Genomic DNA, 25,070 nt, shown 5'->3' with positions numbered 1-25,070 from the left:
CCCTCCTTTTATCAAACGTCGCAGATGAGCACGCCCTGCTTCAGGGAAGCCAGCTTATCGGGCCTTTTGGGCACGAACTCCTGCGCCACGAAGCCTTTAAAACCTGTGTCCAGCACAGCCTGCATGATGGCGGGGTAATACAGTTCCTGCGTTTCGTCTATTTCGTTGCGGCCGGGCACGCCGCCGGTGTGGTAATGGGCGATATATTGCTGGTTCTCGCGGATGGTGCGGATCACGTCCCCTTCCATGATCTGCATATGGTAGATGTCGTACAGGAGCTTAAAATTGTCCGATCCGATGGCTTTGCAAAGCTCTACGCCCCATGCGGTATGGTCGCACTGGTAGTCGGCATGGTCTACTTTACTGTTCAGCAGTTCCATTACCAGCGTTACTTTTTTCTTTTCGGCGTATCCGATGATCTTTTTGAGGCCCTCGGCGCAGTTTTCGATGCCCTGCTGATCGTCCAGCCCTTCGCGGTTGCCGGAGAAGCAGATCAGGTTGGTGAAGCCTGCGGCCGAAGTGGCGTCGATCATGGGTTTGAAATATTCTATGAGGGCTTCGTGATGTTCCTTGCGGTTCCAGCCGCGGGTGATTCCCCACTCCTTGCTGTTGGATGCCACCATCGCGCTGGTGAGATCGTATTTTTTAATGAGATCGAAGTCTTTCGGGCCTACCAGGTCGATGCTTTGTATGCCGATGTTGTTCGCGGCCTTGCACAGTTCTTCGAGGGGAATGCTTCCATAACACCAGGCGCACACGGAATGCCTGATCTTGCCTTTGAGTTTATCGTCCAGCGCCTGTTCGTGCGCGGAAACGCGGTTGGTGAGCGAAGAAAGGGCGGTGCTTGCGAGGGCCATAGTTGCTACTTTTTTGATCGCATCTCTGCGGGTGGAATGGGTTGCCATAACGTGACGTTTTACCAAGGGTGAATTTATGCTAAATCCCCGCTAAATGCAAGTATCACGGAAACTACGTTTTTTTGATATTCCGGGTAAATACCTGACCAATGCAATTCGTATCAAAACCCTCTACAGTAGGGAGTTTCAGCCGTTCCGGCGGACGCCTTGCGAAAAGTGGCCGCCAGGGGGCGAAACATTTTGGTAGGTTATTTGATTATATATGCAAAAGCGAGGGTGTATGGAAAGAAAAACTACTCCCAGTTTAACAATGTGCCTGCTGATGGACCTGATCGGTCTGGCCAGCTATGCGGTGCCGTTACTGGGCGAAGTGAGCGATGTGATCTGGGCGCCGATCTCCGCCATCATTTTTTACCGGATGTTCGGCGGGCCGCTGGGCGCGTTCGGCGGTGTGTTCAACCTGATAGAGGAATTGTTCCCCGGGCTGGACTTCATCCCCACCTTCACCATCAGCCGCTTCGTGGTATATATCACCCAGCAATGGACGGCGAATCAGAAAAAGCGGGTCGTTAACGGCCAGTAACTGCTGTCAGAACACGGGCATGGGTCTTGCGGCCCGGCCCATAGATGCCGACTTGCCGCCAAAGCGGTTCAGGAAATAAGAGAAGCTCAACATGAAATAACGGTTCAGCACCATGCTCCGTGTGTCTTCGATATAGTTGTCTGCCACAGTACGGGTTACGCTCACGTTCTGGTTCAGCAGGTCGAATACCTGCAGCTTCAGCAGGCCCTGCTTTTTGCTGAACACCGTTTTGGACACAAAACCGTTCACCATCGTATACTGGTTGTTGAACCCCGCGCTGCGCCCGGTATTGGCGATATAATCCAGGTCTCCCCCGATTATGAACCCCAGCGGCAGGTTCAGGTTAAAATCGAACGTCAGGGTGTAGTTGAAATAATTCGCATTGTTGGCCTCGTTCTGTGAAAAACGCACCCGGTTGTAACTCACAGTGCCTCCCGCAGCCACATCGAACAATTCCTTATACATCCAGTTCACATTCGCGCCCTGCATCAGGTTCAGGTTGTTCGTGATATTTTCCGCGCCGTTCACAAAACTGATGTCCCTGTTGTACGTGAGCACGGTAGAGGTGTTTAAGTTGGCCTTCTGCTGCCTGTTCAGCGCCAAACCGTTCACAATGTATGCGTTCAGGTTGTAGGAGCCGTCTACATTCACCGGTTTTACGATCTGTATGCCTTCTTTTGTGATCGTATTGGAATTCACGATCTTATTCAGCGTAAACGTACCGGTCACCGATGCAAAAAGGCTGCGCATGGTGTTATGGTCGTAGTCGTTGAAACTCAGCGCAACATTATTGAGAAATGTCGGTTCCAGGTCCGGATTGCCTTCCCTGATCAGCAGGGGATTGCTGATGTCCGGCACGGGTTGCAGCTGCTCCAGCGTAGGCTGCTGCGTTTGGCCGCGGTAATTGAACGTGAGGCGTTTGCTGGAAGAGAAATTATAGTTCAATACCGCCAGCGGCGCGAAGTTCCAGGTTTGCTGGTGAATGTTTTCGCCGGTGGAAAGGTTGTCGCTGTTCAGCGTGTTTTGCTGGAGAGACAGGCCGAGCGTGTAATTGTACCTTAGCTTTTGCGTCATCAGGCTGATGCCAGCCTGGTGGCCGGAGTACACGTTCCTGAAGAGATTCGTCAGGCTGTCTACCGCCTGGTCGTAAATGTCCCCGGTCTTGGACTTATCGAAAGTATAGCGGTCGTTGGTGCTTTTGTTGTAATTAAAACCGTAATCGATCTCCAGGTACCGGTCGCGGAATACGGGTTCCGTATAACTCACTTTAACGCCGGCGCGGTTGCTGCTGCTTTCCTGCATCACTTTCTGGTCGATGGTGTCCAGCCTTTGCCCGGTGGCGTCGTGGAAGTTCATGAAAGACTGGTTGATGGATTCCTGTTCGTTTTTGTTGAACCCGAAATTAAAATTGGCGCTGAGCGTTCTTCCTTTTTTATCGAATTTTTTCCGGAAAAGCGCCTGCGTGTTGAAGGTGGGTGCATTAGAAGAGGTTGTCGACCGGTTGCGGCTGTTGTTGACCGTATCTTTCGCGTTGTTCAGCGTGGTGCTGCCGGATTCGGTCACCGTGTTGCCGTTGCTGTAGGAGAAATTAGGCGTTACCAGCAGGGAATGGCTGGAATCGATCTGGTATTCCATGCGCATGAATGCGCGATGGTTCACCATGTCGGACAATGCGTTGTTGAAATTATTGACGAACGACGACGAATCGGGGCGGAAAATATTCTGGCGCCCGCTCACCGTTTCGTTCTCCGATTCCTTTTTATCCACGAAATAGCTGGCGTTGACGCGGAGGTTTTTGGAGAACATATCGCTGTAGTTCGCCCCGCCGTTCCAGCTGCGGGTAAGTCCCTGGCCCTGGCCGCCCCTTACTTCACCCACGGCAAAACCCGGCGCGTTCACATTATTGGTGCTGCCAAGGATGGAAAGCTGCTGCGATTCGCGGAAGCGGTTGAACGTAGCGCCGGCCTGGTACCGGTCGTTGGTACCGTAACCCGCGCTGGCGCGGCCGAAGAAGCCTTTTTTCTTGTCTTCCTTCACCGTCAGGTTCAGTGTTTTTTCTATTTCCCCGTCTGCAATGCCGGTGAATTGCGATTGTTCGCTTTTCTGGTTGATCACCTGGATCTTGTCGATAATGTCCGCGGGAAGGTTGCGGGTGGCCATTTTTGGGTCGTTGCCGAAAAAGGGCTTCCCGTCTACCAGCACTTTTTTTATCGTTTCGCCGTTGGCTTTGATGGTACCGTCTTTATCCACCTGCACGCCCGGCAGTTTTTTCAGCAGGTCTTCCACCATCGCGTTTTCCCTCGTTTTAAACGAACCCGCGTTGAACTCGATCGTATCTTCTTTGATGCGGATCGGCGGCACGTAATCCACTACTTCCACTTCGTCGAGATTGACGCTGGTGCGTTTCATGGCCAGGAGGCCCAGGTCTATTACCGTCGTCGTGTCCTTCACATCCACCCGCCTCGAAAGTTGCCGGAAACCCATGTAGGTCACGACCAGGAAATATTCCCCCGGCTTGGAGCGGGTAAAGGAAAACACGCCCTTCGCATCCGCCACCGCAGTGGTGTAAACGCTCGAATCCTTTCTTTCCAGCAAGGCTACGGCGGCATTGGGCAATGCTTCTTTATTGGAGCTGTCTGCTATTCTGCCTGTGATCCTGTTATCTTTCTGCTGGGCCCGCGCAAGGGCCGCAAAAGCGGTGAGGGCCAACAGGGTTAAGAGTACTCGTTGTTTCATAAGGGGGTTTGTCCTGTGTCTTTCTACTGTATTTGTTCCTGCATCTTTTTAAACTGTTCGTTGTGCCACTTTTCCATGATGGCCCGTCTTTTTTCCTTCAGTTCTTCGGCCGTGAGTTTTTTTGCCGTGGCAGGCAGGCTTACCGCTGTTTCCGGAACGGGTTTCAGTTCCACCTTTTTCGCGACATAGGAGCGTTTGCTGCTTTCGATAGACAACACGACGCCCTGTTCCGGCAATACGCCGTTCACAGGCGAAAACGTGACGGGGATCTCGGTGGTGTACCAGAGCACGAACTGCTCGTCGCCCACGGTAACGGTAGCGCGCCGACAGCTGTAACCCGCTATTTTTTTTGTTTTTCCTGAGGTTTTCAGCTCGGCCGCCGCTTTATAATCTTCTTCCGAATACCAGGTGTTTTCCAATACGCTGTCTTTTCTTTCTTCGGTAACGGTCAGGTACTTCCGGTTTTGAAGATCAATGTACGTCATGTTACTGACAGGGGGGCGCAGTGCATTTCCCGCCAGCGGCCTGCCGGGAGCGAAGCCCGCTGAGGGAGCGCCGTCGGGAACCATTACCGTATTGCCGCGCTGGACAACGTTGCCCCCGCGGGAAGACATCATCATCATTCTCGGCCCGCCGCCGCCTTCCGTTTCCAGTTTGCCTTTGCCGCCTGAAAAGGTGAGGGTCTGTTTGGTGGTGATAAGATTGGGCATATCGGGCATTCCCCCTTCGGGCGCGCCTTCCGTTCTTCGTCCGTCGGATGTTACTGTTACGATCCTTGCCTGTGAAAGGTCCATCCGCGCAGTCACTTCGTATTCAATTACGCCCGATTGCTGGGCGGCCGCTTCTTTTTCCGCTGCCAGCAACGCTGTTGCCGCAAATACGGCGGTGATGATCTGTTTCATGTTCCGATTTTTTCGTAAAATTCAGTCATACGGCCCAGCCGGGCGGTTAAGCAATCTTATTTAGTGTTAAATAGTGTTAAGCCTTTGCGCCCGTTGCGGCAGATACGATAGTTTTACACCCGATGCGCAACAGAATCCGAAATATTCTTATCCTTATCACTGCCTCTACGGCCGGTATTTTCGCGCTGCAGGGCTATTGGCTCTACCAGGCTTACCAGATACGGCTGCAGGAGTTCAACCGGGACATCAACGACGCCCTCCGCACCGCCGTTTTCTACAAACAGTTCAGCGATGCGGGCAAGCTGCTGGGTTATAACGAAACCGTCGCCATCCGCGCAGGAAACGTTGTTCCGCGGATGCATATGCGCGGGCTCACGGCCGGCCGCACCTTTCCACGCGGCGAAGCGGTAATGGAGCCGATGCCCGCCATCCCGGCGGAACGCCGCAGGGGAAGAGCCGCATTTTTCGTCAGCAAAAGCGTTTCGCTGAATGATTCGATGCACTATGAAGAATTTACCGAAGACGGGAGAACCGTGCGGGTGAACCTCGCGCAGGACACGAATTACCGCGTAGCGGCGGATTCCCTTTCCCGCCGCATTTCCAACATCCTGGTGCTGAACCGTTTTTTCGATTCCACCCTTACGCTCAACCGGCTGGACACGATGTTTACCGCCGAGCTCGCCGCACGCGGCATCCACACGGGTTTCAGGCTGGATACGCTGCGCATGGACCCGGAGCGGGACGATTCGCTCTTCACTTTCCCCGTCAACCAGCTGCAAACTGCGCCCATTCCCTTCAATCCCGTGCGGAACCTGCTCGTGTCCGCCACGTTCAACAGCCCGTTGATGCTCATTCTCGGCAAAATGATCTGGAGCCTGCTTTCCTCCGCTTTCCTGATGCTGCTGATGGTGCTTTGTTTTATCTACATGCTGCGCACCATCCTGCGGCAGAAAAGATTGTCTGAAGTGAAGAACGACTTCATCAACAACATGACCCATGAGCTGAAAACGCCCATCGCCACTGTATCTGCGGCCGTCGAGGCATTGCAGCATTTTAACGCCCTGCAGGACCGGCAACGCACCGAAAAATACCTCGGCATTTCCCGCAACGAACTGCACCGCCTCAACGATCTCGTGGAAAAAGTGCTGCACATCGCCGCGGAAGAAAAAGAAGATTTCGAGCTGTTGCCCGAGCCCACCGATCTCAACGATCTCATCAGCGGCATCATTACCAATCACCGCCTCAAATCTTCCAAAAAGGTTGACTTTACTTATACCCTGCTGGCAGACGCCGAAGTAACGGTAGACCGCACGCATCTTTCCAACGCGATCAACAACCTGGTAGACAATGCCATCAAATATTCGCCGGAGCCGGTACAGGTAAGCATCATGGTGGCCCGCCAGCAAAACCGGTTAAAGATCAGCGTGAAAGACAACGGCATCGGTATTCCGCATGCTTACCACGACAATATCTTCGAGAAATTTTTCCGCGTGCCCACCGGCAATCTTCACAACGTAAAGGGTTTCGGGCTTGGGCTGAGTTATGTGAAAAAGATCGTGGAGAAACATGGCGGGCTGGTGCGGGTGAAAAGCGAGCCGGACAAAGGCAGCGAGTTCCTGCTGGAAATTCCTTTAACTTAATGGTATGAACCCACGCGTATTGCTTATAGAAGACGAATGGCAGCTGGCCCAGATCGTGAAAGACAGCCTCGAAACGCGCGGCTTCGACATGATGTGCGCCGCGGACGGCCGGGAAGGCCTGCGCATTTACCGCGAACAGCGGCCAGACGTGATCGTGCTCGACATCATGATGCCGAACATGGACGGGTTCAGCTTTGCGGAAGAAGTGCGGAAAACAGACAAACAAACGCCCATCATCTTCCTCACCGCCAAATCGCAAACCGCCGACGTGATCAAAGGTTTTGAGACCGGGGGCAGCGACTATCTCAAAAAACCTTTCAGCATGGACGAGCTGATCGTGCGCATCCGAGCGCTGCTAGGGCGTTTCCAGCAAATGCCGCTGCCTGCGGAAGACGCGGTGCAGATCGGGCAGTACGTTTTTAATTATACCAAACAAACCCTCACCCGCAACAATCACGCGGAATTTCTCAGTCACCGCGAAGCGGAAGTGCTGATGCGCCTTTGCCAGAACAAAAACCGGGTGATGGAGCGGAAAGCGGTGCTGCAGGAGCTTTGGGGCGACGATAATTTTTTCAACGCCCGCAGCATGGACGTGTTTATCACCAAGCTGAGAAGGTACCTGAAAGAAGACCCGAGAATTCAGATCGTGAATATCCGCGGCGTCGGTTATAAGCTGATTAGCTGAAGAGGTAGAGCACGTCTTCTTTGGTGAGTTTTTTGATGAACCCGCTGTCGTCTGCGATAATATCTTTCACCAGCGATTTTTTGCGTTCCTGCAATTCCAGGATCTTTTCTTCCACCGTGTCTTTACAGATCATGCGGTAAGCAAAAATGTTCTTCGTTTGCCCGATACGGTGCGTACGGTCGATGGCCTGCTGTTCCACGGCGGGGTTCCACCAGGGGTCTACGATGTACACGTAATCGGCCGCGGTAAGGTTCAGACCTACGCCGCCGGCTTTGAGCGAGATCAGGAACACGCGGCAGTCTTCGTTCTGCTGGAAGTTCTGGATCGCTTTTTCCCTGTCCATCGTGCTGGTGCTGCCGTCGAAATATTCGTAGGAAATTTTCATATGCGCGAGCCTGTCGCGGATGAGGCCAAGCATGCCGAGGAATTGGCTGAACACCAGTACTTTGTGGTTCCCGATGTTTTCGGATATCTCGCGCGTGAGCTCATGCAGTTTCACGGAGTGGTTGGGATATTTTTCCGTTTCGTTGAGAATGGCGGGCGAATCGCAGATCTGGCGCAGCTTCATAAGGCCCTGCAGGATCGTAAGCTGGCTGCGTTCCATGCCCTGGTCTTCTATCACGCCGAGGATCTTCGAGCGGTAAGTATTGCGGTATGCGTCGTAAATGTGCCTTTGTTCGGGGTCCATTTCGCAGAAGATCACTGTTTCGATCTTTTCCGGCAGGTCTTTCGCCACCTGTTCTTTTGTGCGGCGCAGGATGAAGGGGTAAATTAGCTTTTTGAGATGTTCTTTCCTTTCCTCGTCCTGGAACTTGTCGATCGGCGTGGCGAATTCGTTGCGGAAGAAGTCCACGCTGCCCAGCATTCCTGGATTGAGGAAGTTCATCTGCGCGTAGATATCGAACGTGTTATTCTGCATCGGCGTACCGCTGAGCGCAATACGGTTGCGGGTATTGAGCAGCTGCGCGGCTTTGGTGACCTTGCTTTGCGGGTTTTTGATGGCCTGGCTTTCGTCGAGCACCACGTAATCGAAATCGATCTTCATCAGCAGCTGCACATCGCTGCGCAGGGTACCGTAAGTGGTGATGATCACGTCGTTCCTCTGCAGTTCCTCCGCAATGCGCAGCCTTGCCGGGCCGTGATGGATGTGGTAGGCAATGCCCGGGGTGAATTTCTTGATCTCGTTCTCCCAGTTATAGATCAGCGTGGTAGGGCAAACCACCAGCATGGTGCATTGTTCGTGCACGTTTTTGTAATGCTGGATGAAAGTAAGCGCCTGCACGGTTTTACCAAGACCCATATCATCGGCCAGGATGCCGCCCCACTTCACTTCGTCGAGATAATTGAGCCACTGGAAACCGCTTTCCTGGTAAGGGCGCAGGTTGGCGTTCACATTCCCGGGCAGCGGCACGTTCCTGATCTCGTCGAACTGCAGCAGTTTGCGGCGTTTTTCGTCGAGCTCCACGAGGATGCGGTCGTCGTCGATGAACTCGTACAGCTCGTCGATCACGGAGAAGTTGTATTTGCTGAGCTTCAGCCCGGCGCCTTTATCTTTTTCCTCGCCTATTTTGAACAGGAGGGAATATTTTTTCAGCCATTCTTCCGGCAGCAGGCCCAGCGTGCCGTCTGCCAGCTGCACGTAATTCTGTTTGTTGGCCAGCGCGCGTTTGATGTCGCGGATGCCTACTTTCTGATCGCCATACACTACTTCCACCTGCGCGTCGAACCAGTCGATGCCGGAGCTGATCTGCAGGTTGGTAACGGGTTTCTGGGGGTTGAAGCGGAAATTGCGCAGTTGTTCGAAACCGAAAATGCGCACGTCCATTTCTTTCAGCGCGTCGAAAAAGAGGAAAAACCAGTTGTTTTTCAGTGCTTCCTTGGAGCGGAGATAGAAATAATTATAGTTGTTGAGATGCGTAAAGTTGGTGTGCAGCGTGCGCAGTTTGGCTACGAAAGCGTTTTCCGCTTCCTTGTTGCGGTGGATCACCAGCACTTTGTTGCCTTCCTGCACGGTGATGCGGATTTCTTCGTTCCACTCCACTTCGTGGCCGTGATAAGCAAAGCCCGGCTGGATCACGAAGGTTTCGCCCATTTCTTTCAGGTACACGCGCGTTTCGGGCACAATGTCGTCTACTTCGGCCAGCAGCCCGCTGTCGAACTGAACGGGATAATTTTTGCCGAGGGGCAGCATCACGTCTTTGAGGAAGTCCTGCCACTCGCTGGTAGGCACTTTCAGGGCGTGCATTTGCTGGTACCGCATGATGCTGACGGCGTCCTGCGAATTGGCGAAGGGGTAAATGGCGCCGTTGTAGAGGAACAGGATGGGGCTGGCCCACTGGTTGGCGGAAACGTTCACGGGCTCGCCGTCGATATCCACCCACGCGGTCACTTCCACGTGCCCGTCTACCTGGTCTGCCTTAAAATATGGTTTCAGCGGCTGGGTTTCCACCTGCAGCAGCTGGAGGTTTTTGGTCTTGAAAGGCTGCCCGTCGCGCAGGAGGAATACCAGGCGGTGATCGGCCAGCGTAGGCAGGAGCTTCAGCAGTTTGGGATGCATGTAGTCCACGATCAGTTCCATGGTTTCCATGGGCAGGCCGTCTTCGTTTTCATGCATGATATTTTCCCAGATGCCGGCGAAAGGGGAATTTTTATTGAGGAACTTGCTGATCTCAGAATGCTGCAATTTGCGGATCGGTGTGATCAGGTCGCGGTCCCTTTCTTTGAACTGGTAAAAATCGACGTATTTGGTAAGGTCGAGCCGGCTTACGAGGGAAACGAACTCCGTTTCGTCTTCATTGGCTTCGCCGCTCACCAGTTCCGCCTGGAAATAAGGGAACAGCGTGTCGTTGGCGTTGAGTACCACACCCAAGCGGCGTATAGCCGTGATCGTTTCTTCGGCGGGCGGCTCTGGCTGGGCGCTCACGGGCGTTTCCACTTTTTTGATGGAAGGGTCCAGCACGCGAAGGAAAGGTTTGCCGTTCAGGTAGGAGAACGCGAATTTACCGTCCAGGTCGTCGCTGAGCGAATAACCGTATAATGAAAGGAGTTTGTTCTTTTCTTTGTCCCAGTTGCGGAGCGTATCGAAATAAAACGGGCCGTGGGCATGCAGCAATTGCTGGAACAGGGCGGCTTTATGCACGCAGATCGGGTGTTCGTGCTCGTCGCAGGTGCAATGGGTATCGAAGTTCCGTTCTTCGTTCCGCTGGATGATGAGCGGGTATTTTTTGCCTTCATGCCGCAGTTCCGCTTCCACCTTTTCGTCTTTGGCGGATTTGATCACGGCCTGCGTTTTCCGCAGGATGCGTTCGGCTTCGGCCATGATGGTGCTGGAAGTGAGCAGTTTGATCGTTTTAAGATCGATGGACTTCATTTTTACCAGCGTGTGCTGCTGGTCGTATTGCGTTTCGAATGCTTCGAAATGGTTGCGGTCCAGCATTTCCTGGAGCTGGAAAAGTGCGGCGGCTTCGTGCCTGCAAATGTCGCCGAGATTGTAGGGGCATTGGCAGCGCACGCTCATGGTGGCCGGCTCGTGGTATTTGTTGATGGTAACTTTATAATAGTTGGCGTGCGTGTCGCTTTTCACGCGGAAAGAGGCCGAACGAAGCACAGGATCGCCTTCCAGCAGTTCCACGCCTCCCGTTGCAAAGATGCGTTTCCCCCGCCGGATCACCTCGTCGGTTCCGTTGTTGTACACATATTTTAATAAATGGGGCAGCGACATGCTTTTCCTGTGATTACCTTCTTTTGCATGAGCCAGGGTTATTTTAACAAATGCTTAAACGTCGGTCTGTCGGACTTTCACTGGTCTTTTTTCTCAATTTTTCTAAAAAAACGGCTCATGAAAAGGCAATCCACAAAAGTAAGCATAAAAATTCAAATAGCGCGTGCGAAAGGGAAGGAATAGCACTTTCCGGGGAGTGGATGACGAAAAATGTGCAACTCAAACAAAAAATTATCCATTGAGTACCGGGGGTATATGATGGTAATTTTGTATAAAAATTATCTATGGGAAACAACACACTTTTCGAAAACGCTAAAACAAGAAATCTCGGGCTTTTAATCCTCCGCGCAGGGGTCGGCATATTATTCTTCGTGTTTGGCTGGCAAAAGATCGCCGGCGGCGAACAGGTTTGGAACGGCGTAGGCAGCGCCATGCAATTCGTAGGTATTTCGGCGTGGCCGGTTTTCTGGGGGCTGATGGCCACGCTGGCCGAGTTCGCCGGCGGCCTGCTGCTCGCGCTCGGTCTTTTCACCCGCCCAGCGGCCGCTTTCCTCGCCTTCACCATGATTATGGCGACCATCCTGAAAGGCGCTACGGGCACGGGTATCATTGACTGGTACGCCCCCTTCACCATGCTGCTGATCATGACCTTCTTTATCCTGAACGGCGGCGGCGTGTATTCGATAGACAGCGTGCTGCGTGCAAAAAAACATTCCGGCAATCTCGCCGCGTAACATTATAAAGGGAACCAATCAAAAAAGGGTGAGCTTTCTTCGGAAACTCACCCTTTCGCATTATTTTTCTTTCACCAGCTCCCCGTTCCGGAGTATCGGCAGCACATCGGCGCCGTCCGGCGTAAGGCAGAAGCGGATATCTTCTTCCAGTCCGTAGCGGGCCAGGCGCTGGTAATGACTGGCCTTTTTCATGAACCCGAAAAGGTCGCCTTTCGCGCATTGGTAGAGCGTTTCGGCGGCAAGCGCGGAATCGCAGTTCACGTCGAAATGTTCGCGGATGCGGCTCACCACGGCGCCGGCGAACAGGGTATCTTCCATGTTCACACGGTCTTTCCAGGCGGCGCAGCCGAGTATTACATTCTGGCCCTGGGAAATAAGGTATTCGCAAACGGAGGAAATGTTCGGGAAGGAACCGGTAATGATCTGCACCGCGTCTTTCGCCATGTGCAGCAGTTTGGTACCGTTGGTGGTGGTGAGCACCAGCACTTTGCCGCCAATAAATTCATTCGGGTATTCGAAGGGCGAATTGCCATGCAGCAGTCCTTCCGCGATCTTGCCGTCTCTTTCGCCCGCGGTAATGGCGTTCAGCTGCCGGCCGATGCTTACGCATTCTTCCACGGTGGCTACCGGTATCACTTTGGCGGCGCCGTTATAAAGCGCCGTGCAAATGGTGGAAGTAGCGCGCAGCACGTCGATGATCACCACAATGCTGTTCTTTACGTCGAACAGGTGCAGAAGCGCCGGAGATAAACAGACTTCCAGCCTTGGTTTGGTATTCTCGGTCATTCGTTTTGTATGTTTTAGTCCAGGATCACGCGCCACTTTTCGCTCTCCGCGTAATCTTTGATGATCTTGTTGCGCAACAACAACAGCCGTTTCATGTATTTCCTCAGGTATAACTTTTCAAACCACCTGCCAACTTTTCCGTAAGGCGTGCCAAATTCCATAATATCGATCATCACCGTGCCGTTTTGGATCTCCCGGAAAAAATGCTCGTGTTTCATAAAAGTGAAATCGCCTTTTTCCATTTCGTCGCAAAAATACTGCGGTTTTTGCATCGCGGTGATCCTTACGGTCAGCTCCCGTGTCTTGCTAAGGTGTTTCGCGCGCCAGGTAACCGTTTCATTATAATCAATCAAACCACTGGTGCGGCCTTTTATAGCCTCTTCCTGTAAATGTTCCATGCTGCGTTTGTGCAGCGTTATGCTCCTGCTCAGGTCGAAAACCCGGGGCAGGGGCGCGTGAATAACCGTGGTGAGATGAATAAGCGGCATAGCAGAGTACTTTAAAAGATATGGTCGTGAATAATGGCTAAAATTGGCTTCAATAACGCTGCTGTTCCTGTAAAGTTGCCCGCCGGCACGGCCTTACCCAAGGAAAGGCACCTTCACCACTTTCGCTTTCAGGAGCTTGTCGCGCACTGCAATATATATCTCTGAATCGAGGCTTGCAAAGGCTGTTTTTACATACCCCAGCCCAACGGCCTTCTGGAGCGAGGGCGACTGGGTGCCGGAGGTCACCCTTCCGATGGTGTTGCCGGCCGCGTCTTTGATCTCGTAATCGTGGCGGGGAATGCCTTTGTCGATCATTTCAAAGCCTGCCAGTTTCTGCTGAACGCCTTCCGCTTTCTGTTTTTCGAAAATGGAGCGGGAAGTGAAGTCTTTGGTGAATTTGGTGATCCAGCCGAGACCCGCTTCCAGCGGGCTGGTACGGTCGTCGATGTCGTTGCCGTAGAGGCAGAAGCCCATTTCCAGGCGGAGCGTGTCCCTGGCGCCGAGGCCGATCGGTTTGATACCTTTGGAAGCGCCCGCGGCGAAAATAGCGTCCCACACCTTGTCGGCCGCGCCGTCTTTATCTTCGAAATATATCTCGATGCCGCCCGCGCCGGTGTAGCCGGTGGCGCTGATCAGCACGTTTTCCACGCCGGCGAAGGTGCCTTTTACGAAGGTGTAGTATTTCAGGTTCACGATGTCTTTGTCTGTCAGCCCCTGCAAAGCGCTGGTGGCGTTCGGGCCCTGGATGGCCAGCAGGCAGGTTTTGTCGGAAATATTGTGCATTTCCACGCCTTTGGTGTTGAAGCGGCTGATCCAGTTCCAGTCTTTTTCGATATTGCTGGCGTTCACAACGAGCATGTACACATTGTTCTCCTCGATGCAATACACGAGCAGATCGTCTACAATGCCGCCTTCCTCGTTGGGCAGGCAGCTGTATTGCGCCTTGCCGGCCGTGAGTTTGGAAGCATCGTTGGTGGTTACACGCTGAATGAGGTCGAGGGCGTTTTCGCCTTTCAGGATAAATTCGCCCATGTGGCTCACGTCAAACACTCCCACACTGTTCCGCACGGCGGCATGTTCGTCGTTGATACCTGTGTAGGAAATCGGCATGTTGTACCCCGCAAACGGGGCCATTTTCGCGCCCAGCGCAATGTGTTTGTTTGTGAATGGCGTGTTTTTCATTACTTGACTTTTCTTTTTTTGTTGTAACTCCTTCAGAGTGCGGCAAATTTAGCATATAATTTGAGTATAAAACAAAGAGGGGGCGGGGTCAGACAATCCCGTGATAATTATCGCGTTTGATAACCGTTTCCCTATTTTTGTCACCAAATTCCCCTTGCAGTGAAAAAGACTTACCTGTTACTGCCGCTTGTTTGTATCGCGCTGGCGGCGTATCCGCAGAAGAAAGCAGACCGGAAAACCCTCGGAAACCTGCAGACCCATATCACTTACCTGTCTTCAGACAAACTGGAAGGCAGGCGCACCGGCACTGCCGGGGAACAGCTTGCCGCCACCTATATCGCCGAACAGATGAAGCTCGCCGGCGTAAGCCCGAAAGGCGACAGCGAATACCTGCAGACCTTTACCGTCAGGGAAGGAAGAGAGGCCGGCGACAAAACCCGGCTGCTCATCAATCATAAACCGCTGCCGGCGGGGCAATACCTGCCGCTGCCCTTCAGCGCCAGCAAAGCCGCCAAAGGCGAAGTGCTGCCCGGCGTAAACGAGCCGGACAATGTATGGCTCATCAATGTAAAAGCCTCCGAAGACGAGATCAATCCCCACGCCGAACCGTTGGAATTCTATATTAAAAAGACCAAGGAAGCCAAACAAAGCGGCGCCACCGGCATCGTATTTTTCAACGGGCCGGAAGACGCCCGCACCGTTACCCGCTGGCTCGACGGGAAAGAGGCGGCTGAGTTGCCCATCCCTGCCGTCTGGGTAGGGCCCGAAGCCAGTAAAATATTGTCGGCAGACGATGCCAACGGTTTTCAGCTGGACCTGGAAGTGGATTTTAAACCGAGCAAACGCACCGGCACCAATGTGGTAGGGTATATCGACAACGGCGCTGCCACCATCGTGGTGCTGGGCGCGCATTACGACCATCTTGGCTACGGGGAGGACCATAATTCCCTGGCGCCCGGCGAAAAGGCCATTCATAACGGGGCAGACGATAACGCCAGCGGTACCGCCGCGCTCATCGAGCTGGGGCGTTTGCTGAAAGCCTCGAAATTGAAAAATAACAATTATTTATTGGTGGCCTTTTCCGGCGAAGAGCTGGGGCTTTTCGGCAGTAAATATTTCACCGAGCACGCCACCGTGCCCATGACCGCCGTGAATTACATGGTAAATATGGACATGGTAGGCCGCCTCGCCCCGGAAAAAGGGCTGCAGATCGGCGGTACCGGCACTTCCCCCGTTTGGGGCGGCGTGCTGAAAAGCGTAGTTCCTTCCAGCCTGAAGGTCAGCTACGATTCCTCCGGCACCGGCCCTTCAGACCATACCTCCTTTTACCGTAAAGACGTACCCGTCTTATTTTTCTTCACCGGCACGCACGCCGATTATCACAAACCCGGCGACGATGTGGACAAGATCAATTACGAAGGCGGCCTCACCGTCGTGAAACTGGTGTACGACATCATCGAAAAAACGAACGGCCAGCCCAAACTCGCCTTCACCAAAACCCGCGAGCAGCAAATGGGCAGCAGCGCGCGTTTTTCCGTTACCCTCGGCATTATGCCCGATTACACCTGGACCAAGGGCGGCGTGAAAGTGGATGGCGTGAGCGACGGCAAACCCGCGAAAAAAGCGGGCATCCTTACCGGCGACCTCATCACGCAACTGGGCGATTACCCGGTTTCAGACATCGAAACGTACATGAGCGCCCTCGGGAAATTTAAGGCCGGCGACAAAACAACCGTTACCGTCAAACGCGGCGAAACCGATAAAGTATTTGATATCAGTTTTTAATCGCGGTTTTTATAACTTGCAGCATGCGAAATATCGTTCTTATGATGGCCCTGTTATCCGCAGCTGCGTGTAACCCTGTCCGTGAAAAGACAGACACCACCCATTACGACGTGATCAGCGAAAAATGTTTCGTGCTGAGAGAGCATCCCATCCGTACAGACAGTGCGGTGAATGCGAACCGCGACAGTATTGTGAGCTTCCTGGAAGCGAATCATTATACCGCGAGGTATATCAGGAAAGACAGCCTGATGTTCCGCCGTGAGAACGGGTTACAGGTTGAAATTGTGCTGCCCGCCCCCGCGGATGCCTGGGAATCCGGAACGATCATCGTGTTTGACCCGCAGAAAAATCCGCTCTTCGTGAACCTGCATAAAGGAACGTCGCAGGTGAAACAGTATGTAAGCGGCCAATGATTCCCTAAAATTTTATCCCTTGCCAGTTCATCAACATATCAGGGTGACGGCAGATGCCGTAGTATTGAGGTTTTCATCAAAAGAAGGAATGATGGTGCTGCTCAGCAAACGCAGCATTCCCCCGCACATTTTCAAATGGGGCCTTCCCGGCGGTTTTGTGCAGAACGACGAGCCGCTGGAAGAAGCCGTGCACCGCGAGATCCGCGACGAAACCGGGCTGAAGGTGAATTACCTCGAGCAGATGCGCACCTGGGGCGCGCCAGACCGCGACCCGCGCGGGCGGATCCTTTGCGTGGCGCACCTGGGGCTGATAAAACCTTCCGCATCGAAGCTGGTCCTGGGCGCCGGCAATAAAGAAGCGCGCTGGTACCCGGTGAAAGAACTGCCGGCCACGGCATTCGACCATTCGGAAGTGATCCTCGGCGCCATCGAGCACCTGCGCACGCGGTTGCGTTCCGAGCCGCTGGCTTTTGAGCTGCTGGACCCGAAGTTTCCCGTTTCGGAATTGGAAAAACTCTATGAATGGGTATACAACCGGCAGATCGACCGCCGGAATTTCCAGAAAAAAATGCATTCCCTCGGTTTGCTGGCGATGCAGCAGGAAAAATTGAAACATCCTTTGCAAGGCCGTCCTGCTCAATTATATAGCTTCAACCGGCAAAAATTCGCTGAATTGAAGCAAAAAAGCGGCTATATCGAGATTTTCTCTTAACAGATTGGTTATCAAATTTTGCATTCTTTTTACACAAATAATATATGCAATTAAAGTAAAATGTAAAAAGTTTGTGTAAAAAATACGGGAAACCTGTTATGCATATAGCAAAACCCATATCTGTATTGACTTTCATGCAATTGGAGGGATAAGATCACCTGTAAGTTCAATTTGAAGGCTTACATTCGTACAGGCTAACCCAATTCAGCATATGGAGAATCTCATTTTGTTGGCGGACGCTTATAAATATTCCCATCACAAGCTCTACGTTCCGGGCACCTCGCACATTTATTCTTACCTCGAAAGCCGGGGCGGCAAATTTGAAGAAACGGTTTTTTACGGCCTGCAATATTTCCTGAAAGCCTATCTCGAAGGCCCGGTGATTACCGCGGACAAGATCCGTGAGGCGGGCGAAATGCTGCCGGAAGTATTTGGGCGCAACGATGTGTACGATCCTTCGCGGTTCGAATATATTCTGAAAAAACATGGCGGTCTGTTGCCGGTGAAGATCCGCGCGGTGCCTGAAGGCATGGTGGTGCCGGTGAAAAATGTGCTGATGACGATCGAAAACACCGACCCCGCGTGTTACTGGCTCACCAATTTCCTGGAAACTTTGCTGATGCAGGTGTGGTATCCGTGTACGGTGGCCACTTTGTCGCGGGAGATCAAAAAAGTAGTGACGCAATATTTTCAATCCACGGCCAGCGAGGCCTCTTTTGCGGGGATCGATCTTGTGCTGAACGATTTCGGTTTTCGCGGCGCCAGTTCCGTTGAAGCGGCGGGTATCGGCGGGAGCGCGCACCTGGTGAACTTCAACGGCAGCGATACTTTGGTAGCGTCTACGTTCGCCAAAAGATATTATCACGCGGCAACCGCGCCGGGACTTTCCATTCCGGCCACGGAACATTCCATCGTTACGCTGCTGGGGGAAAAAGGCGAAGCGGCTATTTTCAAACATGTACTGGATACGTTCCCCACGGGCACTATCGCCTGCGTGTCGGATTCCTACAACATCTTCCGGGCCTGTTCCGAATATTGGGGCACGCAGCTGAAGGAGCAGATATTGGCGCGGAAAGGCACGCTGGTGATCCGCCCCGATTCCGGCGACCCGGTGAGAACGTTGCTGGAAGTGTTTGATATTTTGATGGGGAAATTCGGGTATACCGTCAATGACAAAGGCTACAAAGTGCTGCCGCCGCAGGTGCGGGTGATACAGGGAGACGGCATCAGCTACAGTTCCATCCCTGAAATATACGAAGCGCTGAAACAGGCGGGCGTAAGCGCGGAAAACCTGGTGCTGGGAATGGGCGGCGCGTTGCTGCAGCGGGTGAACCGCGATACACAGGAATTTGCGTTGAAATGTTCTTACGCGGAGATCAGCGGCAAAAGCGTGGACGTGTATAAATCGCCGGTTGAAATGGATGCGGAAGGCCTTCTCCGTACCTCGTTCAAAAAGTCGAAAGCCGGGAAACTGAAGCTGATAAAGGATGCGGGCGGCTTGAAGACAGTAGCCTCATCCGCGGCGGGCAACGACCTGCTGGAAACTGTGTTTGAGAACGGGAAACTGGTGAAAGACCAGCGGTTTGAAGAAATCAGGAAACTTGCGGCTTTGTAGTATATTTAAGTACCTATGCGAAGATATTTATCCCGGCCAGACATCCTGTTGCTTATTATCGCGTTATTGCTCGTTGCCATTGGCGCGGCTTCCTCTGCCGATGCGGTCATAGATATCCATCTTCATGACACTTATGTCGTGATCAGTTACTTTAACATTGCGATTATTTACGCCGTTCTGCTGATAACAGAAGCTGGCCTGTATACGGCTACTTCCTGGTTCAGGCAATGGCGGTGGCTGCAAATATTTCATATCATCGGTTTGTTGCTGCCGCCGCTGTTTTTCATCTTTTCAGGCAGTATGCATTACAACCCATCGCCAGGGATGCCTCAAACATATTTTGAGTATAACAGATCTTTCCTCAACGATCCCCTGACCCGGATGGTTATTGTTATCTTTCTGATCTTCCTGGCCGGGCATATCGGGTTTATCATAAACATCATCACGGGATTTTTCCGCGGCAGAAAATCCTGATACCATGAAATGGCTCTCCCGACCTGATATTCAAATGTACATTACCGCCGTGCTGGTCTTTTTCGGCGGCATGCTCATTGTTTCTCATTCAGTGATCGACATACACATGCACGATACTCACGGGCCGTTTGCGGACAAAAGTTACCTGTGGGCCTGCCTGATGATCGCGGCGGAAGCGCTGATATACACGTTCACGCTGCGTTTCAGTCAATTCAGGTGGTTGCAGGTTTTGCATGTGGCGAGCCTTTTGCTTTTCCTTCTCGCTTACGTTACGGTAGAAAGTCCGCCGATGCCGCGCCGTTATTTTGATTACCATGACCGGCCGCTTATATTTTCCGGCCGCGTTTTTGACCCGGTAACTTTTTTCACGACCATGTTGCTGGTGATCGGGCAGGCGGGATTCGTTATTAATATTATCGCGGGATTTATCAGGGGCCCGAAAACATCGCAGGCTCCCGGTCAGCCACAGCCTGCGCTGCAACTTTACATTATCGCTTTATTGGCGCTCGCGGCGGGTGTTGCCTGTTATTTCGCTCCTGTGCTGCTTCCGGCAGACCTTCCCGTTTTCCCGGACATTCATGAAGGATTTATGTTTGGTATGCTGGTTCCCGTGCTGAGTTTATGGCTGGCGGTGATCGCTTTCCTTGTGGGGCAGCTGGCTTTTATTGTAAATGTTATTGCGGGGTTTTGCCGCGGCAAAAAAACCACTCTCTCATGAAACGCTTACTCCGCCCCGATTTTCAGCTGTACCTGCTGGCTTTTCTATTGACCCTTATCACCACGGCCATCATCCTCAGCCCCAATAGCGGATTTTTTGAGATCACAGATATTCTCACCATTCTTATCTGGTCGGTGCTATTTATCTGTTTTGAGGCGCTGTTCTATTATGCCACCCGGCATTACCGGCAATATAGGTGGCTGCAATATTTCCACATAGCCACCACGTTCATTCTCGCCGCGTTTTACATAATCATCTTCCTTAAGCCGGAACAGACAAACTTCTCTGCGGAAAAGATCCACGCCCTCGCCGGTTTTGATCCGGTCGAGGTTTTTATTACGCTGCTGTTCTTTGCCGGCCAGGCTGCTTTTGTTTTTAATCTCATCGCCGGCTTTATCCGCGGCTCAAAAAATATTCAAAAATGATGCTATTTTAACAAACATTTAAGTTAAACAACCGCAAACCGCACAATAATATAACATATTGCCGGTCAAATATTTTTTTGCATATTGCGGCCCTATGCGTAAAGCGATCTCGGCCCTTTCTCTGTGCGTGTTGGCAAGCTCCGGTCTGAAGGCGCAGGATTCAATCCTCGCCCATAGGAAAACAAGCCTGTTTCCTTTGCCTGTACTCGGTTTTTCACCGGAAAAAGGCCTGGAACTGGGCGTCGCGACGCTTTACTCGTATTACGCGGATAAAAAAAATCCTTCCCCCTTTACCCGCAACTCCACCGCCAGCCTGCTGGCCACTTTTACCACCAATCAACAGCTGAAGATCGACCTCCGCACCGATAACTGGACGCGGAACAACGACTGGCACGTTAAAACGAACATCCGTTACCACGATTTCCCGTTCTATTTCTACGGACTGGGCGATACTACGCATTATGCAGACCGTTCCCTCGTGGGCAACAAACGTTATAAGCTGATGGCGGAAGCCGAAAAGCGCATCACCAGCCACTTTTACGCCGGCCTCTCCGTTATGTACCAGCACGATGCGTTCACGAAAGACGAAGACAAGGGCATTTACCCGGAAATGCCGCTGGTGGACAAAGACGGCGGTTACGTTACTTTTATCGGCGTTACCGGCATTTACGACAACCGCGATAACCAGAACTATTGTACGCTGGGCACATACTTCCGGCTCAACGTGGCATACGCCCCTCAATTTCTGAGCAAACACCCGCTCTGGCGCGTGGAAGCGAAGGCCAGCCAGTTTTTCCGCATCTCGCAGCGCAGTACGCTGGGGCTGAACGGTTATGGACAATCGCTGCAGGGAAACACCCTGCCGTTTTACCTGCTGCCGGAAATGGGCAACGACAATATCATGCGCGGCTACTATACCGGCCGTTACCGCGATCAAAACTACCTGGCGGCCCAGGCCGAATACCGTTATTATTTCGACCCGAAAATGCGCATCAACGTGTGGTTCATCGATATGCAGCCAACCTTTGCGCTGGCCGGTTTCGCCGGTACGGGCACCGTTTTCAACAACCGCAACTTTTCTTTCGACCGGCTGAAACCCAACTACGGGCTGGGCATCCGTTATTTTTACGACAAACATACCCGCCTTACCGTGCGGCTGGATTATGGCTGGGGTGAAAAAAGAGCGGGAGAAAAACGGCAGAGCGGGTTCTACCTGTCCGTTTCGGAAGCCTTCTAAAACTCCCGGGCAATAAAAAAGGCCGCCCCTTGCGGGAGCAGCCGGTATCTGGAGTAAGTTGGAATTAGCGTTTTACGTACTTCACCATGGCGTAAAGGAACATGGCCCCAAAAATGATGATGCAAAACCAGACGCCGTAATGGCCGATCTTGTTGCCTAACTCGTAAGTAGAGTTGAGTAATACATTCAACAGCATGATATACAGTTTTAAGATATTTCAGAGGGCAAGTTAGCGCATTATGCCGAAATAGACAATGAGTTTCGTCAAATTTAAAATTTCCCCGCTCCCGTTTCCCTGCTGACACACGGCTGTCGCGCCCCCGCACGATCTTTGTATCATCACCATTTAATCCTGAAGGTCATGAAAAACAAAGTTTGTTATCTTTTCGTCTTCAACGGTTATTCCGACTGGGAACCCGCCCTGGCGGCGGCTTCGCTGCAACAATTCTCCGAATACGAGGTACGTCCCTTTTCGATCGACGGCAATGCAGTCGTGTCTGCGGCCAACCTCCGGGTAATTCCGCAGCTTTCGCTGGAGGAGCTGGACGCCGGACTGGCCGATATCGTTATCCTGCCCGGCGGCGCGGCCTGGGGCGAAGGCAAAAACCGGGAGATCGGCCCTTTTATCCTGGACATTCTGGGGAAAGGCAAACTGCTGGCCGCCATCTGCGATGCCACCCTCTACCTGGCCAGCGAAGGCCTGCTGGACGATATCCCCCACACCAGCAACGACCTCGGCCTGCTGAAAGCAGCCGTTCCGGGATATAAAGGAGAGAAAAATTACATGCAGAAACCCGCCGTAACCGCCGGACAGGTGATTACCGCCAATGGCACGGCGGGCACGGCCTTCGCGCACGCCATCGTGTCGAAACTGGAATTGCTGAAGAACGAGCAGTTCGCTTTCTGGTTCGGTTTTTTCCACAAGCCCGAGTTTCAAAACCTGTGGCATGAATAGGGTCACCTCGTTTTTTCTTTCGACATCACTTCGATCAGCTTGTATTCATACGCGCCCACATCCTGGATCTTAGGGTCGCGGGGGATGCGGTTGACTTTGAGTTTGTACAGGTGCCCTTTTTCAAACGTGAACCCTTCGATCGGTTCCATCAGTTTGTCCCAGGCGTCGCTGGTTGAAGCCATGAGTTTGTCGCCGTACTGCACCTCGTAACATTTTGTTTTGCCGAAACCCGGGCCGCGGTCGCATTCGTCTTCCGCCTTTACCCACACGATCAGCTCCTTGCTGGCGGGAGCGGGTTTTTCCTTCTTCAGTAGCGTAAGCCCGTCTGTACCATAATCGCTGCCGATATAGCGGAGGCTTTCCTTTTCCCAACGAAAAACAAGCGTGTCTTTAACCGGATTGCCGCTGCCTACTGTTACCAGGGTGACCAGGTATTGACTGTCTTCCGGCACAGACCAGTTGCCGATCTGCACGATCTCAGGCGTGGCGTTGAGGTAATCGGTGGTCATTACCGCATCCCTGTTGGTCCGCAGCGTGAGGCCGATCAATCTCCCCGGGCTGGACGCCGCCGGCAGGCTCGCTTCGAAATACCGGAATTCGTTCGAAGGAATCATGAGCAGGCTGTCGGTTTTTGTACTGTCCGCCGCCGCCTTTTTCGGGCTGTTCTGACAGGCCGCGACAGCAAAGACGCTTGCAAACACCAGGATGTGATGCTTTTTCATAAGATCGTTTTAGTGGATAACAAACAAAATGCATTTGTGTTGATGATGCATGAATGATGAAATTAAATTCAAAACGCAAAAAACAATTTGTGTCAGATCGCGCATTATTGCTCTACAATCGTTACCAGTAGCGGACTTTCGTAAATAACGCCCGGTGATACCATTTTTTCGTCCAGCGGAATGTTGTTGCCGTAACGTTCTTTCATAGTAGATTTTACGAGCGGATGAGAGAGGTCGTATTCGCGCATCGGTTTTGGGCTGCCCAGTTCAATTCCCGTAGTAGAACGGTAAATCTTCCACACCAGTTCGGAGCAATAGATCCTGTCGTCAGACCATTCGAAGTAGCTGTCGTAATCTTTGCCGAGAAATTGTTTGCCGTCTTCCTTCATTTTCGAGATCACTTCCGGCGTGATGACCGAATCCGTTTTAAGGCGTTTCACCGCGTAATGTTTGTTGTTGCGCATCGTCCACTCTTCAAAAGTGGCTATACTCACGGGTTGTACGGCTTCAAACACCATCCAGCGGCCGTCTTGTTTAAAAAGAATGCCGCAGTGGCTGTATCTGGAATGCGTGGCCAGCTCGATGGCCTTGCATTGCGGGGAAATATTGCTTTGGAAAATGATGTCGCCTTCCTTCAGCTGTTGGGTTTGCGCAAAAACGGTAGCGCTGAACAAACAGGCGGCGAGGAAAAGGAAATTTTTTACAGCGGGCATATGCATGATTTTATAAAACGATGAAATCGATCACCAGGCTGCACACCGTACCGTCTTCGGCAACGCCCCAATAGGCAGGATAAATGCCGTCGCCGTACCCGGTATGGAACATGATCACGTTCAGATGCGGTTGAGCAGGCAGGTAAAAATTGTAACAGAGTTGCTCTTCGGCGCGCATTTTCCGCGAGAACGTATTATGGAAAAGCGAATCATAAATATTTCCTTCCGGGTGATCTTTAAAAAAACGCTCCAGGTGCTTGTTATAGTGTTTCTGCGTATGCGCGTCGCAGATGCAGCCGATGCCTGCGTCTGCCGTGAAGCCGGGAAAGCCGTGGCGGCGGGTGAAGCGGCCGGTTTGGCCGGGTAGGGCTGCGTGCTCGAACTTCGATGGCTGCTGGTCTTTGAACTTCAGCAGCAGCAAAGCGTTCCGCCGCCGGAAACCCGAACGGGCGAGCAGCATGGTAACCGGGTATTCGCCCGGCGGCACTTTCCGCGAGAACGGAAGCGTGTTGTGCAGCCCCAGCAAAGGATCGCAGGCAACGATAAAGCCGCCCGGCAGGTGCAGCTTGCCGATAAAACGTTTTTCCAGCTGCATGCCGCAAGCTTCGTCCGTTTTAAAGAACCGGCAGAAATCACGGTTCACGGCGGGCTGCGCTTTCCGCAGGCGCCGGCCCCATATCTTGTTAAAGAATTTCATCCGGCAGGGTTATGTATGACCGTTTCGGCGCGTAAGCGCCAGGGTATTTGTTAAGACGCCGGGGCGCGCAAAAGGTTTTATGCCGGGAAGTAAAACGACCGGCTGGCGATGCGAAGCAACCATTAACAACAATGAAGTTAGCTTTTTCGGAAAGGAAAGGACGTTAACGTTGGGATTCATTAATATTTATTGGAATTAATATAACAGCGAATAAAAATACGACCATTGTTTGGAAGAACCGTAGATTCCATGTGGAATTTTGCTACTTTCCTATGACATATAAATTTTTA

Annotated in this window: 24 protein-coding genes; 13 read left to right on the top strand and 11 right to left on the bottom strand. The window is 52.4% G+C overall.

The genetic code is table 11. The annotated features are described in order from the left end of the window. Window positions 1-11: 11 nt before the first annotated feature. Window positions 12-905 (bottom strand): hydroxypyruvate isomerase family protein, encoded by an 894-nt coding sequence (locus J7I43_RS11940; protein ID WP_209145906.1) that lies wholly within the window; start codon window positions 903-905, stop codon window positions 12-14. A 232-nt stretch (window positions 906-1,137) separates the two neighbouring features. On the opposite strand from J7I43_RS11940, the gene J7I43_RS11935 reads away from it, so the two are divergent. Continuing rightward, window positions 1,138-1,440, top strand: coding sequence for a hypothetical protein (locus tag J7I43_RS11935; RefSeq protein WP_209145905.1), 303 nt, complete (start codon window positions 1,138-1,140; stop codon window positions 1,438-1,440). A 6-nt stretch (window positions 1,441-1,446) separates the two neighbouring features. Here the strand turns inward: J7I43_RS11935 and J7I43_RS11930 are convergent, their stop codons facing one another. Further along, the gene (locus J7I43_RS11930) at window positions 1,447-4,176 is read right to left on the bottom strand and encodes a TonB-dependent receptor family protein (protein WP_209145904.1); all 2,730 of its coding nucleotides are present in this window, start codon (window positions 4,174-4,176) and stop codon (window positions 1,447-1,449) included. A gap of 23 nt (window positions 4,177-4,199) precedes the next feature. Next, window positions 4,200-5,078: a GLPGLI family protein gene (locus tag J7I43_RS11925; protein ID WP_209145903.1), complete on the bottom strand. Its 879-nt coding sequence runs from the start codon at window positions 5,076-5,078 to the stop codon at window positions 4,200-4,202. A 122-nt stretch (window positions 5,079-5,200) separates the two neighbouring features. Between J7I43_RS11925 and J7I43_RS11920 the strand changes: the two genes are divergently transcribed. Both J7I43_RS11920 and J7I43_RS11915 read left to right on the top strand, forming a co-directional pair. Continuing rightward, window positions 5,201-6,718, top strand: coding sequence for a sensor histidine kinase (locus tag J7I43_RS11920; protein WP_209145902.1), 1,518 nt, complete (start codon window positions 5,201-5,203; stop codon window positions 6,716-6,718). Between the two features lie 4 nt (window positions 6,719-6,722). Further along, window positions 6,723-7,403, top strand: coding sequence for a response regulator transcription factor (locus J7I43_RS11915; protein WP_209145901.1), 681 nt, complete (start codon window positions 6,723-6,725; stop codon window positions 7,401-7,403). On the opposite strand, the gene J7I43_RS11910 is transcribed toward J7I43_RS11915, so the two are convergent. Continuing rightward, entirely contained in the window at window positions 7,396-11,124 is a 3,729-nt protein-coding gene (locus J7I43_RS11910; protein ID WP_209145900.1) for a DEAD/DEAH box helicase, read from the bottom strand. The two genes, J7I43_RS11915 and J7I43_RS11910, sit on opposite strands and share 8 nt — an antisense overlap. A 284-nt stretch (window positions 11,125-11,408) precedes the next feature. On the opposite strand from J7I43_RS11910, the gene J7I43_RS11905 reads away from it, so the two are divergent. After that, on the top strand, window positions 11,409-11,858 hold the full coding sequence (locus J7I43_RS11905; RefSeq protein ID WP_209145899.1) for a DoxX family protein: 450 nt from the start codon (window positions 11,409-11,411) through the stop codon (window positions 11,856-11,858). A 60-nt stretch (window positions 11,859-11,918) separates the two neighbouring features. Here J7I43_RS11905 and J7I43_RS11900 read toward each other — a convergent pair whose 3' ends face one another. The 3 genes from J7I43_RS11900 to gcvT form a co-directional block, all read right to left on the bottom strand. After that, window positions 11,919-12,644, bottom strand: a complete 726-nt coding sequence (locus J7I43_RS11900; protein WP_209145898.1) for a 2-phosphosulfolactate phosphatase — start codon at window positions 12,642-12,644, stop codon at window positions 11,919-11,921. Between the two features lie 14 nt (window positions 12,645-12,658). Beyond that, window positions 12,659-13,132, bottom strand: a complete 474-nt coding sequence (locus J7I43_RS11895; protein WP_209145897.1) for an SRPBCC family protein — start codon at window positions 13,130-13,132, stop codon at window positions 12,659-12,661. Window positions 13,133-13,225: 93 nt separating this feature from the next. After that, window positions 13,226-14,314, bottom strand: coding sequence for a glycine cleavage system aminomethyltransferase GcvT (gene gcvT / locus J7I43_RS11890; protein ID WP_209145896.1), 1,089 nt, complete (start codon window positions 14,312-14,314; stop codon window positions 13,226-13,228). A 159-nt stretch (window positions 14,315-14,473) separates the two neighbouring features. Here gcvT and J7I43_RS11885 point away from each other — a divergent pair, with 159 nt between their 5' ends. The 8 genes from J7I43_RS11885 to J7I43_RS11850 all read left to right on the top strand — a co-directional run bounded on the left by J7I43_RS11885 (window position 14,474) and on the right by J7I43_RS11850 (window position 21,693). After that, window positions 14,474-16,099, top strand: a complete 1,626-nt coding sequence (locus tag J7I43_RS11885) for a M28 family peptidase (RefSeq protein ID WP_209145895.1) — start codon at window positions 14,474-14,476, stop codon at window positions 16,097-16,099. Window positions 16,100-16,122: 23 nt separating this feature from the next. Further along, window positions 16,123-16,512: a hypothetical protein gene (locus J7I43_RS11880; protein WP_209145894.1), complete on the top strand. Its 390-nt coding sequence runs from the start codon at window positions 16,123-16,125 to the stop codon at window positions 16,510-16,512. Between the two features lie 19 nt (window positions 16,513-16,531). Beyond that, window positions 16,532-17,224 (top strand): NUDIX hydrolase, encoded by a 693-nt coding sequence (locus J7I43_RS11875; protein WP_209145893.1) that lies wholly within the window; start codon window positions 16,532-16,534, stop codon window positions 17,222-17,224. Between the two features lie 211 nt (window positions 17,225-17,435). Then, window positions 17,436-18,839, top strand: a complete 1,404-nt coding sequence (locus tag J7I43_RS11870) for a nicotinate phosphoribosyltransferase (RefSeq protein WP_209145892.1) — start codon at window positions 17,436-17,438, stop codon at window positions 18,837-18,839. Window positions 18,840-18,905: 66 nt separating this feature from the next. Next, window positions 18,906-19,313 carry a hypothetical protein gene (locus tag J7I43_RS11865; protein ID WP_209145891.1) on the top strand — a complete coding sequence of 136 codons (408 nt, stop codon included), beginning with the start codon at window positions 18,906-18,908 and terminating at the stop codon, window positions 19,311-19,313. A 4-nt stretch (window positions 19,314-19,317) separates the two neighbouring features. Then, window positions 19,318-20,031: a hypothetical protein gene (locus J7I43_RS11860; protein WP_209145890.1), complete on the top strand. Its 714-nt coding sequence runs from the start codon at window positions 19,318-19,320 to the stop codon at window positions 20,029-20,031. Beyond that, window positions 20,028-20,456, top strand: coding sequence for a hypothetical protein (locus tag J7I43_RS11855; RefSeq protein ID WP_209145889.1), 429 nt, complete (start codon window positions 20,028-20,030; stop codon window positions 20,454-20,456). The genes J7I43_RS11860 and J7I43_RS11855 overlap by 4 nt, the downstream gene beginning before the upstream one ends. 196 nt (window positions 20,457-20,652) lie before the next feature. Continuing rightward, window positions 20,653-21,693: a BamA/TamA family outer membrane protein gene (locus J7I43_RS11850; protein ID WP_209145888.1), complete on the top strand. Its 1,041-nt coding sequence runs from the start codon at window positions 20,653-20,655 to the stop codon at window positions 21,691-21,693. A 64-nt stretch (window positions 21,694-21,757) separates the two neighbouring features. Here the strand turns inward: J7I43_RS11850 and J7I43_RS24850 are convergent, their stop codons facing one another. Further along, the gene (locus J7I43_RS24850; protein ID WP_262898705.1) at window positions 21,758-21,889 is read right to left on the bottom strand and encodes a hypothetical protein; all 132 of its coding nucleotides are present in this window, start codon (window positions 21,887-21,889) and stop codon (window positions 21,758-21,760) included. Between the two features lie 165 nt (window positions 21,890-22,054). On the opposite strand from J7I43_RS24850, the gene J7I43_RS11845 reads away from it, so the two are divergent. Beyond that, a complete protein-coding gene (locus tag J7I43_RS11845) occupies window positions 22,055-22,648 on the top strand; it encodes a DJ-1/PfpI family protein (protein WP_209145887.1) in 594 nt (197 codons plus the stop codon). A 2-nt stretch (window positions 22,649-22,650) separates the two neighbouring features. Here J7I43_RS11845 and J7I43_RS11840 read toward each other — a convergent pair whose 3' ends face one another. The 3 genes from J7I43_RS11840 to J7I43_RS11830 all read right to left on the bottom strand — a co-directional run bounded on the left by J7I43_RS11840 (window position 22,651) and on the right by J7I43_RS11830 (window position 24,780). Beyond that, on the bottom strand, window positions 22,651-23,370 hold the full coding sequence (locus J7I43_RS11840) for a DUF4377 domain-containing protein (RefSeq protein ID WP_209145886.1): 720 nt from the start codon (window positions 23,368-23,370) through the stop codon (window positions 22,651-22,653). A 104-nt stretch (window positions 23,371-23,474) separates the two neighbouring features. Continuing rightward, window positions 23,475-24,083, bottom strand: a complete 609-nt coding sequence (locus J7I43_RS11835) for a YiiX family permuted papain-like enzyme (protein ID WP_209145885.1) — start codon at window positions 24,081-24,083, stop codon at window positions 23,475-23,477. 10 nt (window positions 24,084-24,093) lie between these two features. Next, window positions 24,094-24,780, bottom strand: coding sequence for a DUF4241 domain-containing protein (locus tag J7I43_RS11830; protein ID WP_209145884.1), 687 nt, complete (start codon window positions 24,778-24,780; stop codon window positions 24,094-24,096). Between the last annotated feature and the right edge of the window lie 290 nt (window positions 24,781-25,070).

The sequence above is a fragment of the Chitinophaga chungangae genome, from assembly GCF_017742215.1.
Lineage (GTDB): Bacteria > Bacteroidota > Bacteroidia > Chitinophagales > Chitinophagaceae > Chitinophaga > Chitinophaga chungangae.
This window is presented reverse-complemented; position numbering and strand designations above follow the sequence as displayed.